This window comes from Martelella sp. FLE1502, from assembly GCF_053484255.1.
The window spans coordinates 37495-54197 of sequence record NZ_JBAKFQ010000016.1 but is presented as its reverse complement, the minus strand read 5'-3'; the positions used below and the strand labels follow the sequence as shown (position 1 = coordinate 54197).

At 62.3% G+C, this 16703-nt stretch carries 11 protein-coding genes and 1 tRNA gene; 8 read left to right on the top strand and 4 right to left on the bottom strand.

Translation table 11 applies throughout. The annotated features are described in order from the left end of the window. Positions 1–128 precede the first annotated feature (128 nt). Complete coding sequence (locus V6767_RS14575; protein ID WP_448474140.1) at positions 129–1523, bottom strand: glutamate decarboxylase; 1395 nt, start codon at positions 1521–1523, stop codon at positions 129–131. A gap of 211 nt (positions 1524–1734) precedes the next feature. On the opposite strand from V6767_RS14575, the gene V6767_RS14570 reads away from it, so the two are divergent. The 6 genes from V6767_RS14570 (at position 1735) to V6767_RS14545 (ending at position 9213) form a co-directional block, all read left to right on the top strand. Next, positions 1735–2760 carry a magnesium transporter gene (locus V6767_RS14570; protein ID WP_448474139.1) on the top strand — a complete coding sequence of 342 codons (1026 nt, stop codon included), beginning with the start codon at positions 1735–1737 and terminating at the stop codon, positions 2758–2760. Between the two features lie 106 nt (positions 2761–2866). Next, positions 2867–4027: an alpha/beta hydrolase gene (locus V6767_RS14565; protein WP_448474138.1), complete on the top strand. Its 1161-nt coding sequence runs from the start codon at positions 2867–2869 to the stop codon at positions 4025–4027. Positions 4028–4549: 522 nt separating this feature from the next. Continuing rightward, complete coding sequence (locus tag V6767_RS14560; RefSeq protein WP_448474137.1) at positions 4550–5557, top strand: ABC transporter substrate-binding protein; 1008 nt, start codon at positions 4550–4552, stop codon at positions 5555–5557. A gap of 184 nt (positions 5558–5741) precedes the next feature. Beyond that, entirely contained in the window at positions 5742–6791 is a 1050-nt protein-coding gene (locus tag V6767_RS14555) for an ABC transporter ATP-binding protein (RefSeq protein WP_448474136.1), read from the top strand. After that, on the top strand, positions 6788–8470 hold the full coding sequence (locus tag V6767_RS14550) for an ABC transporter permease subunit (protein ID WP_448474135.1): 1683 nt from the start codon (positions 6788–6790) through the stop codon (positions 8468–8470). The genes V6767_RS14555 and V6767_RS14550 overlap by 4 nt, the downstream gene beginning before the upstream one ends. A gap of 14 nt (positions 8471–8484) precedes the next feature. Beyond that, the gene (locus V6767_RS14545) at positions 8485–9213 is read left to right on the top strand and encodes an HAD family hydrolase (RefSeq protein WP_448474134.1); all 729 of its coding nucleotides are present in this window, start codon (positions 8485–8487) and stop codon (positions 9211–9213) included. A gap of 44 nt (positions 9214–9257) precedes the next feature. Here the strand turns inward: V6767_RS14545 and V6767_RS14540 are convergent, their stop codons facing one another. Beyond that, positions 9258–10034, bottom strand: coding sequence for a DeoR/GlpR family DNA-binding transcription regulator (locus tag V6767_RS14540; RefSeq protein WP_448474133.1), 777 nt, complete (start codon positions 10032–10034; stop codon positions 9258–9260). Between the two features lie 191 nt (positions 10035–10225). Here V6767_RS14540 and V6767_RS14535 point away from each other — a divergent pair, with 191 nt between their 5' ends. Continuing rightward, positions 10226–13954, top strand: coding sequence for an autotransporter domain-containing protein (locus V6767_RS14535; RefSeq protein WP_448474132.1), 3729 nt, complete (start codon positions 10226–10228; stop codon positions 13952–13954). A 156-nt stretch (positions 13955–14110) separates the two neighbouring features. Here the strand turns inward: V6767_RS14535 and V6767_RS14530 are convergent. Together V6767_RS14530 and V6767_RS14525 are read right to left on the bottom strand one after the other, a co-directional pair. Continuing rightward, positions 14111–14187 (bottom strand) — tRNA-Arg (locus tag V6767_RS14530). A gap of 68 nt (positions 14188–14255) precedes the next feature. Continuing rightward, positions 14256–15419: a M20 aminoacylase family protein gene (locus V6767_RS14525; RefSeq protein WP_448474131.1), complete on the bottom strand. Its 1164-nt coding sequence runs from the start codon at positions 15417–15419 to the stop codon at positions 14256–14258. A 203-nt stretch (positions 15420–15622) separates the two neighbouring features. Between V6767_RS14525 and V6767_RS14520 the strand changes: the two genes are divergently transcribed. After that, on the top strand, positions 15623–16699 hold the full coding sequence (locus V6767_RS14520; RefSeq protein WP_448474130.1) for a D-alanyl-D-alanine carboxypeptidase family protein: 1077 nt from the start codon (positions 15623–15625) through the stop codon (positions 16697–16699). Positions 16700–16703: the final 4 nt, after the last annotated feature.

Sequence of the window (16703 nt, the reverse complement as noted above, 5' to 3'; positions counted from 1 at the left end):
AATCTGGAGTATCGGGCGATGCCAATTCAACGCCCGATACTCCAAGTCGCCATCAATGGCGTTCTGCGCTTGATGGCCATCGCGCCAATATTTGGGTGCGCGGCGGCGTCAAAGCGCCGCAGCTAGGCTCAGTGATGGAAGCCCGAAGCTTCCTCCTCGGAGACCGATCTGGTGATCGGATGGGACTTGAAATAGTCCACCGACGCCTTGATATCGCGGATCAGCAGCGAGCAGAGATCGATGCTGACGCCGTTCCGCACCAGAATGCGCTGCACCGCCTGATCCTCGCAATTGGCGGGAAGCGTATAGGCCGGCACCTGCCAGCCGCGCGAACGCAGCCTGTCGGCGAGATCGAATAGCGTGTATTCGGTCTTCACGCCTTCCTTGAGCTTCCATGACACAGCTGGAATGCCGCGCTTCATGTCGCCATCGAAGACGATATCGACCAGCCCGGTCTTTTCCAGCTCGTCGGCGAGATAAGCGGCGCTGCGATAGCAGGCCTCATGCACCTTGCGATAGCCGTCGCGGCCGAGGCGCAGGAAATTGTAGTACTGGCAGACGACCTGGCCGCCGGGACGCGAGAAATTTAGCGTGATGTCGCGCATATTGCCGCCGAGATAGTTGACCCAGAAGATCATCTCCTCGGGCAGGTCCTTTTCCTCGCGCCAGACCACCCAGCCCACGCCAAGCGGCGCGAGACCGAACTTGTGGCCGGATGCATTGATCGATTTCACCCGCGGAATCCGGAAATCCCATTCGAGCTCGGGCGCGCAGAACGGCGCCAGGAAGCCGCCGCTCGCGCCATCGACATGGATCGGGATATCCAGCCCGGTGCGCGCCTCAAGGTCATCGAGCGCCTCCGCGACGGCCTTCACCGGCTCGTATTCTCCGGTAAAGGTGACGCCAAGCGTCGGCACCACGCCGATCGTGTTTTCGTCGCACAGCTTCAGCACTTCTTCAGGCGTCATCAGAAGCCGGCCATTTTCCATCGGGATTTCGCGATGCTCGATATCCCAGTAGCGCGTGAACTTGTGCCAGCAGATCTGCACCGGTCCGGTGATCAGGTTCGGCTTGTCGGTGGGCTTGCCCTCGGCCTTGCGCCGCGCTTCCCAGCGCCGCTTCATGGCGAGGCCGCCCAGCATCGCGGCCTCGGAAGACCCCGTCGTCGAGGCCCCGGTCGCCGGCCCCTCGGGCGCGTTCCACAGGTCGGCGAGCATGCTCACGCAACGCGCCTCGATCTCGGCGGTCTGCGGATACTCATCCTTGTCGACCATGTTCTTGTCGATGCAGTCGTCCATCAACTGATGGACTTCGGGTTCTTCCCAGGTCTGGCAGAAGGTGGCGAGGTTCTGGCGGGCATTGCCGTCCATCATCAACTCGTCCTTGACCGCGGCATAGGCCGAACGCGGCGCGCGGGTTTTCTGCGGGAATTCCGTTTTGGGCAAAACGGTCAGGAAATCTGCAGAACCGTAAGTTTCGTCATTCGGATCGAATAGTTCGTCTTCGACGGATTTGTCAGCCACAGGTCTCTCCCCTAATCTGGAACCAGCAAAAGAAGTACCCAGCGGTTGACTTCGGGTCAAGGAGTGACGGTAAGCTGATACTGTCTGACGCTCGTCGTTGGCCGCGTTCGCGGCTTTCGAAAAACTTTAATGCTGGCGCGGTATTGCTGCGGCGCCGATGACCGGCAAAAGCGCCGCAAGGCCCGTGCCGAAGGAAATGGGGGACGACGAAATGACCGATATTGCCAGTTCCATGCTCGCGCCGGAACATCCAGTGGAAGCGATCTGGGACGCCGCGCCGCTGCTGCTTGCCCCCGACCTCACCTGCCCGGAGGCGACGGATCGCTTTGCCAGCCGAAGCGGCGCCTTTCACACCCGCGCCTGTGTGGTCGATGACGATGGCCATCTTCTCGGTATCGTCAGCCTCAGGGACTGCCTCAACGGGAGCGGTCCCATAAAAGCGGTCATGGCGACGAAGGTTCCCACCGTCAGGCGCGGCGAGGCCGGGGCCGAACGGACGGCTTATGACATGATCGACCGCGGCATCGACATCATGCCGGTGCTGGAGCGGGATGGCCGCGTGGCCGGCGTGATTCACGCCGAGAAGGCCAACGCCTTTCTGGTCGAGGAACTGCATGAAGACGCCGATCGCTGGGTCGGTATCGCGGGCGGGGTGAAGGATGATTACTTCGATCACACCGTCTGGTCCGATTTCCGCCGGCGGGTGCCCTGGGTGCTGGCGCTTGCCGTTGCGGGCCTTGCCGCCGGCTATGTCGTCCACATCTACGAAGATGCGCTCGACGCGCTGGTGATCCTCGCCCTCTATATGCCGATGGTCGCAGATACCGGCGGCAATGTCGGCACCCAGTCCGCAAGCCTTGTGACGCGCGCGCTCACGACCGGCGACGTCAAGACGCGCGAGACGCTCTGGATATTGTGGCGAGAGACGCGCGTGTCACTGCTGATGGCCGGAACCTTGTTCCTGTTCGCCTTCCTGAAGGTGTTGCTGATCTCCAACGCCGCCGACGTGCCCGCCACGATGACGCTCGAGGGGATCGGCTTCGCAATCGCGATCGCGCTTGCCGCCCAGGTCATCTCCGCGACGTTGATCGGTGCGGTGCTGCCGCTTGCCGCCGTCGCCGTGAGGCAGGACCCGGCCGTCGTCTCCGGCCCGGCGCTGACCACCATTGTCGACCTCACCGGCCTGCTGCTCTATTTCACGATCACCGCCTCCATGCTTGGATTGGCCGCGCCGTAAGCACACGCCATTGATTTTCGGCGGGTTCGTCCGTAGTAAAAACCCAAGGGGTGCGGCAGTGCATTTCCGCTGGACGTCAAATCACGACTTACCGGGAGCAGCGACAATGCGGATCGCGATTTACGGCGGAAACGACATTGTGCCACAGCAGGAATTTGCAGATCCGCGCCGCATGCTGGCCGGCGCCCTGCGCGCGATCTTATTTTGCCTGCTGCTGTTTGCGCTCGCCGGATGCGGCAAGCGGCCCGGAACCGAAGTCCTCTATCCGCATCCCGATGCCGCCGCGCCGGCGCGGACCGTGACGATCTATGTCGCGACCACGCGGGAGCCGGCCGAAAACCGCGTCGAGGGGTATACGCGGGAGCGCGAAGACGAACTTAGCTATGCCGAATTCGTGATTTCGATCCCGCCAAACCATGTTCCCGGCGAGATCGAATGGCCGCTTTCCCGCAAGGCCCGTCCGGATGAGGATTTCACCGTGCTTCGCCATACGGCGCTGTCGCGGGCCGCGTTCGATAGCCGGATCGGCCGGGCCGCCCGCGAAAGCGGCAAGGCGGCAATGTTCGTCCACGGCTTCAATGTCAGCTTCCAGGAGGCGGTGTTCCGGATCGCGCAGCTTTCGGCTGATTCCAACATATCCGGCGTGCCGATCCTGTTCTCCTGGCCCTCCCAGGCCCGTATCTTCGACTACGTGACCGACAAGGAATCCGCGACCTTCTCCCGCGACGGCCTGACCGACGTGCTGCAGCAGGTCACCGGCCAGCCGGGCGTGCGCTCGGTTCTCTTGTTCGGCCACAGCATGGGCGGCTGGCTGACCATGGAGGCGCTCCGGCAGCTCAGCCTTGAGGGCGACGTCAAGGCGCTGAAAAAGCTCAACGTCATACTGGCGGCGCCCGATATCGACGAGGATGTATTCGCCACCCAGGTCGAAGCCATCGGTCCGCTCGATCCGCCGATGATGGTGATGGTTTCGAGCGACGACTACGCCTTGCGCGTATCGCGCCTTTTGCAGGGCAACCGCCAGCGCGCCGGGCAATTCGACATCACCGATCCGGAGGTCGTGGAAGCCGCCAAGGAGATGAATATCCTGCTTCTCGACATCTCGTCGATTTCCTCCAGCGACGCGCTGCGTCACAGCCGCTACACCGCCATGGCGGCGCTGTACAAGGAGCTGGAAGACAATGACGATCTGGTGAGCAGCGGCTTCCGCCAGGCCGGCGGACGTTTCTTCGAACCGGCGCAGGCCGCGGAGACGCCTTCGCCCTGAACGGACCATCATGGAAACTATTGCGATTGGCTGTGACTTCAAGGCGCCGAAGAGACCATAAGCCAGAAAGTCCGGAGCGCCATGACGGAAGCCCATGAAGAGGTGCGTCGTCCGTGGCCGTTCCTCACATTGCGCCGTTACCATAGGACCGGTCGCTTCTGTGCCTCGTCCGCGACAACCGCAAGGTCTTCTTCCGGGAGCGGCGCGCGCTGGGCATGAGCAAGGCGCGTCATGCGGCGCATTGGAAAATGCCTTGCAGGGCGTTGCCACGGAAAAATCGAGTCCCGGCGGGCGATGCAAATGAAGACATCGCCCCGGACGCAAGTCCACGCCAAGCCTGTTTAATCTGACGGGCCGATTGCCCCTTCCAAAACGTCTCCGATTTCCCCCTTGTCCGGAAAAGCACCCTGCGGGGCCTTGTATCTGTTGAAAAACGCCCTTATTGTCGCAAAACATTCATTTTAAGGATGTAAATGTTGCTAAACATACATTTATGTCGCCTCAGATACAAAGGAGAAAGAAATGAAGAAGTTTGGTTTTTTGACGCTTGGCGCACTCACCGGCGCGCTGATCTCGAGCGCTGCCTTCGCCGAGACGATCACCGTTTACACCTCTTACGAAGAAGATGAAGCCGCGGCCTTTCTCGAAAAGGCAAAGGAGGCCATGCCCGATATCGACGTCAATCTTCTGAGGCTCTCCACCGGCGATCTCGCCGCCCGCATCATCGCGGAAAAGGCCAATCCCCAGCATGACGTTCTTTGGGGCTTTGCGGTCACCTCCATGGTCAACCCGCAGATCGAGGAAACGCTGGAAGCCTATGAGCCGAAGGGCATCGATACCGTTCCCGAACAGTTCCGTGATCCCGACAACAAGTGGTTCGCGGTCACCGGCTATATGGCGGCGTTTTGCGTCAACAATGAACGCCTCGAGGCCGAGGGCCTGGAAATGCCGACCTCCTGGGCCGATCTCACCGACCCGTCCTTTGCCGATGAAGTCGTCATGCCCAACCCGGCAAGCTCGGGCACCGGCTATATCCAGATCGACGCGCTGCTGCAGATGATGGGCGAAGACGAAGGCTGGAGCTTCCTGGACAAGCTCGACAAGAATGTCGCGCAGTACATCAAGTCCGGCTCCCGCCCCTGCAACGTCGCCTCGATGGGCGAATACACCGTCGGCGCTTCCTATGCCATGCGCGCGATCAAGAACATCGAGGAAGGCTATCCGATCACCATGGTCGTGCCCTCCGAAGGCGCAGGCAACGAGCTGGAAGGCAATGCGCTGGTCGCCTCCTCCGAGCACAAGGATGCAGCCAAGCGTTTCCTCGATTGGACCCTCAGCCCGGAAGCGGCGACCGCCTATTATGACTGGAAGACGATCGTGACGGTTCCGGGCGGCGATGTGCCGGAGCGGTTCATTTCCGCCGGCCTGCCCGAGGATGTTCCGGCCGCGCTGTTCCCGGTCGATTTCCGCGCCGCGGCCGAAGATCGCACGGAAATCATCAACACCTGGCAGGAGCGCTACGAGCGCTAAGAAACGCCAGACGATGACGTAGCCGGCGGGCGATGTTGCCCGCCGGCGTTTCCGCCCAAAGCATTTCGGCGGAGGCAAGCTTCGGCTGACCAATTCGATTTAATTGCTTTTTCGTGCGTCCGGAGAATACCGGCATCCCTTCCCCGGCCCGCACGCCCAAACCCGCATCAGGAGAGAACGCGCGATGGACCTTTCGATCCGCAACCTTGTCAAGCGCTTCGACAGGCTGACAGCACTCGACAACGTCACGCTCGATGTCCCGCACGGAAACTTCGTCTGCTTTCTCGGGCCGTCTGGCTGCGGCAAGACCACGTTGCTGCGCGTCATCGCCGGGCTTGAAGATGCCGATGAAGGCACGATCCAGCTCGGCGGCGAGGATCTGACGGCGGTGCCAACGCGGGCGCGCAATTTCGGCGTCGTGTTCCAGTCCTATTCGCTGTTTCCCAATATGAGCGCGGCGCGCAATGTCGGCTACGGGCTTGAATGCCGGCGCTGGGACAAGGCCAAGATCGGCAGCCGCGTCGACGAGATGCTCGACCTCGTGCACCTTGCCGACCATCGCGCCAAGCTGCCGGCGCAGATGTCGGGCGGCCAGCAGCAGCGCATCGCGCTGGCGCGCGCGCTCGCGCCCGATCCCTCCCTGCTTCTGCTCGACGAACCGCTGTCGGCGCTTGACGCCAAGGTGCGCGAGGAACTGCGCGTGGAAATCCGCAGCCTCCAGCAGCGCCTGAAGCTGACCACGATCATGGTGACCCATGATCAGGAAGAGGCGCTGGCGATGGCGGATGTCGTCGTGGTCATGAACAAGGGACGCATCGAACAGATCGGCTCTCCGCGCGAACTCTATGCCGAGCCGAAAACCGCCTTCGTCGCCGATTTCATCGGCCGCATGAATATCTTGCGGCTGGATGAGAACGCGCGCATGCAGCCGAGCTTCGGCGGCGTCGCGCTTCACCTTGCCGACAGCGCACACACGGCGGACCATATAACGGCCCTCGGGGTGCGCCCGGAAATGATTTCGCTGACCGACACGGACGCCGCCGGCGACAACACGCTTCCCGCAACCGTCTCCGGCGTCACCTATCTCGGCAATATCACCCGCGTCGAGGTGGTAACGGATGCCGAGCCCAAGGCACCGATCAGCGTCGAGTTGCACGGCGCGAGCGCGGTTCCGAAAGTGGGCGAGCGCCTCGGCATCGTCATTCCGGCGGAAGCCCTGAGGGTGCTCGCATGAGCAACGCCGTGAAGTCCGCAAGCCGCCCCGCCCGCGGCACCGACCTCGCCGACCGCGCCAGCGTCTGGGCGATGACGCTGTTCGTCGCAGCCCTCCTGATCATCTTCCTGCTGCTGCCGCTGCTGGGTATCCTGATGCGCAGTCTCGAGACCCCCGACGGTCTCGGCCTTGGCAATTTCATCGCCACCTTCTCGACCATGCGGTTCTGGGAGCTTGTCGGCGACAGCATTCTGGTCTCGCTCACCTCCACGGCGATCGTGGTGGTGATTGCCTATGGCTATGCCTATGCGCTGCAACGCGCGATCATCCCCGGCAAATGGCTGCTCAGGATCGTGGTTCTGGTGCCGCTGTTCGCGCCGTCGCTGGTTCAGGCGCAGGGCCTGATCCTGCTTCTCGGACGCAACGGCATCCTCAACCGTTATCTCGGTTTCGATCTCGATATTTACGGTTTCTGGGGCGTTGCCATCGCCAATGCGCTTTATGCCTTTCCCTATGCCTTCCTGATTCTGTCGGCAGCACTCGCCGTAGCGGATGCCCGGATTTATGAGAGCGCGGAGGCGCTTGGCGCCGGCCCGCTGCGGATTTTCCGCGACGTGACGCTGCCCGCCACCCGTTACGGGTTGGCGGCCACGCTGTTCATCGTGTTCATGCTGGCAATCACCGATTTCGGCAATCCGATGGTGATCGGCGGCGACTTCAACGTGCTGGCGACGGAAGTCTACAATCAGGTCATCGGTCAGGCCCAGTTCGGCCTTGGCGCGGTCATCGGCGTGGCGCTGCTGGTGCCCGCCATGTTCGCCAAGCTGATCGAAAAGCGGATGACGGCGCGTCAGCACGCTCTGGTCACCGAGCAGTCCCGCCCGCTGACGCCAAAACCCTCGGCGCGACGCGACCTGTTCTTCTCGCTCTATGCCTATGTGGTCGCGGGGCTGATCGTCTCCGTCGTCGCCATCGTCGTGTTCGCAAGCTTCGTGCATCTGTGGCCCTACAATATGAGCTTCACGCTGCGCCACTACCGGTTCGACGTGCAGAACGGCACGGATCCGCTCTGGAACAGCGTTTTCGTGGCTTTCGCGACCGCCATTGTCGGCATCATCGTCACCGGGCTCGGCGCGATTGTGGTGCACAAATTCAAGACCGCGTTCACCGGTCCGCTGTCCTTCCTGGCGATCCTGCCGGCCGCCGTGCCCGGCATCGTGCTCGGTCTCGGCTATATCCTGGTGTTCAACGACCCCCACAATCCGCTCAATTTCCTCTACGGCACCTTTGCGCTGATCGTCATTCTCGAGGTCTATTACAACCACGCCCATGCCTTCCTGATCTCGTCCACCAGCCTGAAGCAGATCGGCGCGACCTTCGACGAGGCCTCGACGACGCTGGGCGGCACCTCAATGACGACCTTGCGCAAGGTCACGCTGCCGCTGGTGTGGCCGACCCTTCTGGGTGTGGGCGTGTTCTATTTCATGCGTTCCATGGTCTCGTTGTCGGCGGTGATCTTCCTCGTCACCCCCTCGACCCAGCTTGCCTCCGTTTCGGTGCTGCAATTGTCGGATCGCGGCGCGATCAACCAGGCGGCCGCCTTTTCGGTCTGCATCATGGGGATCGTCGTGCTTTGCCTGATCGTCGTACGCGTGCTGATGCGGCTCGCCGGCGTCAAGAACGTAAATCTCATAAGATAAGAGCGGAAAACGCCATGACGGCCTCCCCCATCAAGGCCATCCTTTTCGACAAGGATGGCACCCTTCTCGATTACCAGCGTACCTGGGCGCCCATCAACCGGGCCGCCGCCGAGCTTGCCGCGAGCGGCGATCCGGCGCTTGCCGCGCATCTTCTGAGCGTTGGCGGCATGGACGCCGAAAGCGGACTGACATCGTCAAACAGCCTGCTGGCCGCCGGCAATACCGATGAGATCGCCAGGGCCTGGATCGAGGCCGGCGCGCGTTTCAGCGTCGGCGAACTGACCGCAGCGCTCGATACGCTGTTTACCGCCGCGGTATCCGACGCCGTTCCGGTCACCAATCTGGTCAAGCTGTTTCGCAATCTCCATGAGCGCGGCTTCAAACTCGGCATCGCCAGCAGCGACAGCCAGGCAGCGATCGAAAGTCTTGTGGAGCGCCTTTCGCTGACGCCATGGATCGATTTCATCGCCGGCTATGACAGCGGCTACGGCGTCAAACCGGAACCGGGCATGCTGCTGGCATTCTGCGAGGCGATGGGCGTTTCCCCCGCGCAAACCGCGGTCGTCGGCGACAATCCCCATGACATGAACATGGCGATATCCGGCGGGGCGGGCCTCAAGGTCGGCGTTTTGACGGGAACGGGAACGCGCGACGTCCTGCAGCCTCTATGCGACGTCTGCCTTCCGGGGATCCAGACGCTCGCCACGGAAGTATTCGAAAACACACCGGCTTCAAGGACATGAAACAGACAGCGGAAAAGCGGCCGGCGGCGCGCTTCCGCCGCGCTTCAGCAAACGATCTCGACGCCGTTTTCATCCAGAAGACGGCGGATGTCCCCTTCCGGCATGGTATCCGTAACCAGGGTATTCACATCGGCGATCGACCCCAGCCGCACCATGGCCCGCTTGCCGAACTTGCTGCTGTCGACGGCCACAAGCGTACGGCGCGATTGCGCCATCGCCGCCGTCGCGACAACGCTTTCGGCATGGTCGTCGTCGCAAAGGTCCCCGTCATTGTCGATGCCGCTCACCGAGATGATCGCACTGTCGAACTTGAAGTTGCGGATGAATTCGGGCGTCTCCTCCTGGAAGATGCCGCCATGGATGGGACGCACGAAACCGCCGGGGACGGCCAGCGTGAAATTGGTGTTCTCGTTCAGGATCGTCGCGACCCTGAGGCTGTAGGTCAAAACCCTGAGATGATTGCGGCGCGAAAGCGCGCGCGCGATCGCCTCGCAGGTCGTGCCGGAATCGATGAAGATCGACGCGCCATCGGGCACAAGATCGGCGACAAGTTCGCCGATGCGCTGCTTCTGCTCCGCATTGTCGACGCGACGACGGCGGTAGACGGTTTCCTCGAGCGGGCCGACAAGAACCGCGCCGCCATGAAGACGGCGCACGCGGCCCGCCTTTTCAAGCGCAAGAATGTCGCGCCGGGCCGTCTGCGTGGTCACCGTGAAGAAATCGGAAATCTCCTCTACCGAGATATAGAAGTTCTTCTCCATCAATCGCAGTATCGACGACTGACGGCTTTCCTTCTTTCTTTCTTCTCCGTTGCTTTCCACGTCCACACCACCTCCAGCACCATTTCCGATTCTGTGCCCCCTTTTTGAAACACCGAGGGCGTGTACGCAAGGAATCTATAAAAATGTTGTAAATATGACATATACGGGGGTTATATGTCGCTTTCGAAACATGTTAACCTGACGACGCAAATCGAAATTTCATAGCGTTCCGATTACGAAAGGAATACCCGATGAATGGTATCATTCAGCGGCTGGGAAGCCGCGCGCATATTTCAGGCAAGATGCTCGGCCTTCTGAGCGGCGTTTCGCTGCTGGCCGTCAGCGCGGTTCCGGCAAAGGCCGAAGACAATGCGCTGCGCATCATCTCCCTGAACACCTGGGGGGCATCGACGCTCGTTCCCGAAGCCGCCGACCTTCTTTCATCGGGCAATTACGACTTCATCACCATCCAGGAATACCGCAACAGCTACGGCGTCGACATCCAGAAGAAGATGTCCGACCTTGGCGCCGGCGACTATTCGCTGCACGAGAAGGGCGATACCGGCCTTGCCTGGCGCGACAAGGACATCATCGATTACAGCAATACCGATGAGCCGGTCCACGTGGTTGTCGGCGGCGAGAACGGCCGCCCGCAGACCATCATCGCGACGGAGCATCTGGACTATCGCGATGATCCCTTTCTCCATCGTAACCGCGAAGCCCATGAGCTGAACGACTGGGCCGCAGGCAAGGCGAGCCCCATCATCATGACCGGCGATTTCAACGCGGGTGACATCTCCGAGCGCGGACTGCTGGAAGTGGTTCAGCAGGAATTCATGATGAAACGCGCGCGCGAGACAGGCAATGCGGACCACAAGGCCTGGGCGCTGCAATATGTCGCGCGCAATCACGCCATCGGCTCGGAAAAATACGCCGCCGCCGAAGCCTATATCAACCGCAAGTCCAACACCATGCCGGAAGGCCTGTTTACCGACGAGACCTATCCCGTGGCGGGCAACACGCCCTACACGATGAACCTCTTGAAGAAGCAGTACCAGATCCTGCAAAACCCCGAGGATCGCGAGCGCTTCGCGCCGCACAAGCTGGCCGACGGCAGCACAACATGGCCGAGCGTCGAGGAAGACGACGAGGCCTTCAAATGGCCGTCCTGGGGCCGCACCCAGATCGACCACTTCATTGCCTCGCGCCCCTATGCCAAGTGGTGGGAACTGGCGGATGCCGAAGACGACCGCTATGTCGGCGGCGTTCTTGACCAGGACATCAGCACGACGGACGAGGGTCACGCGCTCTCCGACCACGAGCCGCTCGCCCACGAAATCCGCTGGAAGGGCCCCAATGTCGAGGAAATCGGCGACGATAGCGGCAAGGTCCGCCTGACATTCGACGCCAACACGCGTGATTCCGCGGAGCGCGCCAATGAATTCCGGCTGTCGCGCAACAACCACCGCACGGATGTCTATCTCGGCCAGCTTTCCGATGAGGATGGCCGCCCGATCTATGCGCAGGCTCCGGAAGTCACCGAGGACCGCCTCGGCTTCCTGCTCGCCAACGCGGTCTATGACCGTCATGACCCGGAAGCCTTCCAGGAGGAACTTGCCCTCTACGTGCCCGCCGAACAGCAGGCGGTTTACAAGGCCTATCTCGACAAGCTGACGGACACTTCCAATCCGGAATTCTTCCGCAACGTCCTCGATGACTATTTCCAGGCGCATCGCGACGAATTCCCGGGCATCGGCAGCATCAGCGACATGAGCTGGGAGCAATGGGGCGATATCCTCATGAAATATGTCGATGAGGACCTTGCCTTCGAAACCAAGCCGGAAAATCCGGCCTGGGACGAGCTTGTCGCAACGCTCGGCCTCAACGATCCGGCCGTGCGCGCCGCGCTTTCCGCGAAGACCGGGCTCGACTTCGAAAACGACCCCTTCGCCCCCCTCAAGCTGGCGCTTAACTGCGCCGACGCACAGCATCTTTCACTTCAGGGCGCCCGCGCGATGTGCGTGGACGATCATGAGCGCTTCCGCGATATCGTCGTCACCGCCGGCAAAACCGTGGCGATCGACGAGAGCGCCGCGCTCGGCTCGACCGACGGCCTGATCACGCTTAACAATGGCGGCATCCGCACCGCCGGCCCGGACGATGACTGGGCTCAGTGGACCGGGCCGATCACGTCGATCGACAAGGCCATCCGTTTCGACGGCCGCGGCTGGATCGATGTTTCCCATCCGACGGTTCCGGTAACCGCTCTGAAGACGTTCTCCGGCGACGGCACGTTTGAAAAGCGCGGTGTGGGCACCCTCCTCCTGACGGCCGACAGCTCCGGCTTTGCCGGCACCACGCTGGTCAACCAGGGCAAGCTGCTGGTGGGCGACGAAAACGGCGTCGGCAAGCTCGGCGGCAGCATGACCGTCAATGACGGCGCTGTTCTCGGCGGTTCCGGCACGATCGGCTCCGGCGCGGGATCGCTGGTCTCGATCGCCGCGGGCGGCACGCTCTCGCCGGGCAACTCCATCGGCACGCTGACCATCGATGGCGACCTCGCCTTCGCCAGCGGCTCGATCTTCGCCGTCGAAGTCGACCCGGAAAGCGGGCGCAGCGACGCGGTGACGGTGACCGGCAAGGCCTCGCTGGACGGGACGCTGGCGCATATCGGCTTCGACGGCGTCTACGATCCGCGCTCGACCTACACCGTGCTGTCGGCCGGTGAAATCGAGGGCCAGTTCGCAAGCGTCACCTCCGACTTCGCCTTCCTGACGCCCGACTTCATGTATGGCACGAGCGAAATCGGCCTGAAGCTGCAGCGCAACGACCGCGATTTCGCATCGGTGGCTCAAACCGCCAATCAGGCGGCCGTCGCGGCAAGCGTCGAGTCGATCGGCTTTACCGCCGGAAACGCGCTCTATGACGCGATCGTCATGCTGCCGGACGATCCCGATTTCATCCGCAACGGCTTCGACCAGCTTTCCGGCGAGATCCATGCCTCGGTCAAATCCGCGCTGATCGAGGAAAGCGGCATCGTCCGTGGCGCGGAAGCCGATCGCCTGCGGGCAGCCTTCGGCACGGTCGGCGCATCGTCGGCGCCGGTTCTGGCCTATGGCCCGGAAGGTGCAAACCTCGTCGCTCCCGATCAGGCAAACGGCATCGCCGCCTGGGGCAGCGCCTTCGGAGCGTGGAACAAGTTCGACGGCAACGCCAATGCCGCCGGCCTCGACAGCGCGACGGGCGGCCTGCTTGTCGGCGTCGACATTCCGGTTGCCGAAACCTGGCGCGTCGGCGCGCTCGCCGGCTACAGCCATTCGAGCTTCGACAGTGATGACCGCGCGTCTTCGGGTTCCAGCGACAACTACTCGCTCGGCCTCTATGCCGGTTCGCAATGGGGCGGCCTCGGCTTCCGCTCGGGCCTCGCCTATACCTGGCACCAGATCGACACCAGCCGTTCGGTGTACATCCCGGGCCTTACGAATGCGCTCGACAGCAGCTATGACGCCGGCACCTTCCAGGCGTTCGGAGAACTCGGCTATCAGTTCGATCTCTCCGACGTTCAGCTGGAGCCGTTCGCAAACCTCGCCTATGTCAATCTGGATACGGATGGCTACAGCGAGAGCGGCGGCGCAGCGGCATTGAACGGCGCAAGCGGCAGCTCCGACACGACCTTCACCACCGTGGGTGTGCGCGTCTCCTCCGACTTCATGATCGGCGCGACGCGGGCAAAGGCAAGCGGGATGATCGGCTGGCGTCATGCCTTTGGCGACATCACGCCGTCCGTCACGCAGGCCTTTGTGGGCTCGACGCCGTTCGCCGTCACCGGCGTCGCCGTCGCCGAGGATGCCGCCGTGGTCGAGGCCGGCCTCGACTTCGACCTGTCGGCCAACACCACGATCGGCGTGTCCTACCAGGGCCAGTTCGGCGACGACGTCAGCTACAACGGCGTCAATGCAAGGCTCCAGGTAAAGTTCTGATCTTAAAGACCTCTCAGCCGGGCGGGATCATTCCCGCCCGGCTGAACCCGATGACTGCGCCCCAGGGCTCACAGCCCGTTCGCCGATGCGCAGACGCCTCGACAGGCAAGCACGCGCCGCATCGCGACAAAACTCTACATTTCCCGATGAAATGAATGGTGATCCCGGCGCGATTCGAACGCGCGACCCTCAGATTAGGAATCTGATGCTCTATCCTGCTGAGCTACGGGACCACTCGCCTCTCCATACAAAAGCAGGGCTCCGATGAAAAGCCCTGTTTTTGCCTTGCGACAACCGAGGCTCAGGCCGCGAGACGGGCTTCGGCCAGACGAACCCAGTAGGAAATGCCGTGGGCGAGCGCTTCGTCGTTGAAATCATAGTCCGGATTGTGCAGGCCGGCGCTGTCGCCATTGCCGAGCATGATGAAGGCGCCGGGCCGGGCCTCCAGCATGTAGGAAAAATCCTCCGCCGCCGTCCAGGGCGCAACCGCGGTATTGACCGCCGCCTCTCCGGCAACCGCGATTGCCGCGTCGGCGGCATGGCGCGTCTCTTCCTCGTGATTGACCGTCGGCGGATAGTTGCGGGTGTATGTCACCACGGCCTCGCCGCCCTGGGCGGCGGCAAGGCCTTCGGCAATGGACTTGAGCCGCTGCTCCGCCATGTCGCGGTTTTCCGGCGTGAACGAGCGCACCGTGCCGCCGAGTTCGGCCTCGGATGGAATGACGTTATGGGCAAAGCCCGCATGGAATTCGGTCACCGAGACCACCAGCGCGCCGACCGGATCGGCGCTGCGCGAGACGATGGTCTGCAGCGCGCCGACGATCTGGCTGCCGATCACCACCGGATCGATGGCGGTGTGCGGCTGGGCGGCGTGACCGCCCCTGCCCCGCACCAGGATCCGGAATTCGTCCGTCGCTGCCATGATCGGGCCCGGACGGATCGCGAATTCGCCGACCGGAAGGCCGGGGAAATTATGCATGCCGTAGACCTCGGCAATCGAGAACCGCTCCATCAGCCCGTCCTCGATCATCGCCTTGCCGCCGCCGCCGCCCTCTTCCGCCGGCTGGAAGATCACGATGACCCTGCCCCTGAAATTCCGCGTCTCGGCGAGATATTTCGCAGCACCCAGCAACATCGCCATATGGCCGTCATGGCCGCAAGCATGCATCTTGCCGGGAACCGTCGAGGCCCACGGCTTGCCGGTTTTTTCGTTGATGGGCAGCGCATCCATATCGGCGCGCAGGCCGATCGTGCGCCCCTCGCCCGCGCGTCCATGGATAACGCCGACAAGCCCGGTGCGGCCGATGCCTTCAACCACCTCGTCGACACCGAACTGCCGCAATTGTTCTGCTATGAAGCCCGCCGTCGCCTCGACGTCGTAGAGAAGTTCCGGATGCCGATGAAGGTGATGGCGCCATTCGGTCGCTTGACTTTGAAGTTCGGCGGCGTAGTTCAGCACCGGCATTAATGATACCCCTGCATTTTTGCAAAATTCGTTGTAAAACACGCTAATATTAAGTGGGATCAAAGCGTGTCCGCATCAAGAAGACGAACCCTTCAAGGGGTATATCGATAGCAGCCGACAGGCAAGTAGAGAGAGCTACCGTGTTTCAAATCGCCAGGACGAAATCGACAATCCGGCACCCTGGCCGGAGGATAACCGGCGCAATGCTGTTTGCGGGACTGATGCTCGCAGCGCTGATGTTTTCCAGTGCCGCCGTCTTCGCCAATCCCTATATCGTGGTCGACGCCAAAACCGGGCGCGTGCTGTTTGCCAATGAGCCATTCAAGAAATGGTATCCGGCTTCGCTTACCAAGCTGATGACGGCCTATCTGGTGTTCGAGGACATGAAAGCGGGCCGGCTCGATCCGCGCGCGGCGATCACCTTTTCCGCCGCCGCCGCCAATGAGCCGGCCTCGAAGATGTATTTCGCCCCCGGCACCCGCGTGACGGTCGACAACGCGCTGAAGATGATGCTGGTACACTCGGCCAACGACGCCGCCCATGCCGTTGCCGACGCCGCGATCGGCGGCCGCGACGCCTTTATCGCGCGCATGAATGAAAAGGCCAGGCAACTCGGCATGGTCGACACCCATTTCGTCAACGCCAACGGCATGACCTCGATGGCCAATCCGCAGACCGGCCAATATACCACCGCGCGCGACATGGCGGTGCTGGCGCTCGCGATCGACCGTGATTTTCCGGAATATCACTTCTACTTCACCATCCCCGGCATTGCCGCCGACAGCGGCAAATACCGCAACACCAACCTTCTGGTAGGAAATTTCGACGGCGCCACCGGCATGAAGACCGGCTTCGTCTGCGCCTCGGGCTATAATCAGGTCTCCTCGGCCAAGCGCGGCGGCCGCGAGGTGATCGCCGTCGCCTTCGGCGCCAACAGCGTGCCGGCGCGCGCCGACAAGGCCGCCGAACTGCTGCAGGCAGGCCTGACGACCAATGACCGCTCCGGGCCAGAGCTTTCGACCTATCTGCCGCCACCCGCGCCCGACCGCCCAGTCGCCGATATCACCAATGAGGTCTGCAGCGCGCAGGCGGTGCAGGATCGCGGCGATATCCGCGATGAGGATGGCAATTACATCTTCAAATCGCCCTATCTTAAGCCGCTGCCGAAGGAGTACGCGACCGTTGACGCCTTCCGCCTGCCCAACGACACCGAAACCGTGGAAAGCGCGCTCGACAATCTCTCCTATGTGCCGCTGCCCTATGCGCGGCCCACGCAGTAGAAGC

Excerpts from the sequence above, each read along its gene's own strand:
- V6767_RS14570 (WP_448474139.1), top strand. The coding sequence starts at position 1,735 with ATGACCGATATTGCCAGTTCCATGCTCGCGCCGGAACATCCAGTGGAA.
- V6767_RS14565 (WP_448474138.1), top strand. The coding sequence starts at position 2,867 with ATGCGGATCGCGATTTACGGCGGAAACGACATTGTGCCACAGCAGGAA.
- V6767_RS14560 (WP_448474137.1), top strand. The coding sequence starts at position 4,550 with ATGAAGAAGTTTGGTTTTTTGACGCTTGGCGCACTCACCGGCGCGCTG.
- V6767_RS14555 (WP_448474136.1), top strand. The coding sequence starts at position 5,742 with ATGGACCTTTCGATCCGCAACCTTGTCAAGCGCTTCGACAGGCTGACA.
- V6767_RS14550 (WP_448474135.1), top strand. The coding sequence starts at position 6,788 with ATGAGCAACGCCGTGAAGTCCGCAAGCCGCCCCGCCCGCGGCACCGAC.
- V6767_RS14545 (WP_448474134.1), top strand. The coding sequence starts at position 8,485 with ATGACGGCCTCCCCCATCAAGGCCATCCTTTTCGACAAGGATGGCACC.
- V6767_RS14535 (WP_448474132.1), top strand. The coding sequence starts at position 10,226 with ATGAATGGTATCATTCAGCGGCTGGGAAGCCGCGCGCATATTTCAGGC.
- V6767_RS14525 (WP_448474131.1), bottom strand. The coding sequence starts at position 15,419 with ATGCCGGTGCTGAACTACGCCGCCGAACTTCAAAGTCAAGCGACCGAA.
- V6767_RS14520 (WP_448474130.1), top strand. The coding sequence starts at position 15,623 with ATGCTGTTTGCGGGACTGATGCTCGCAGCGCTGATGTTTTCCAGTGCC.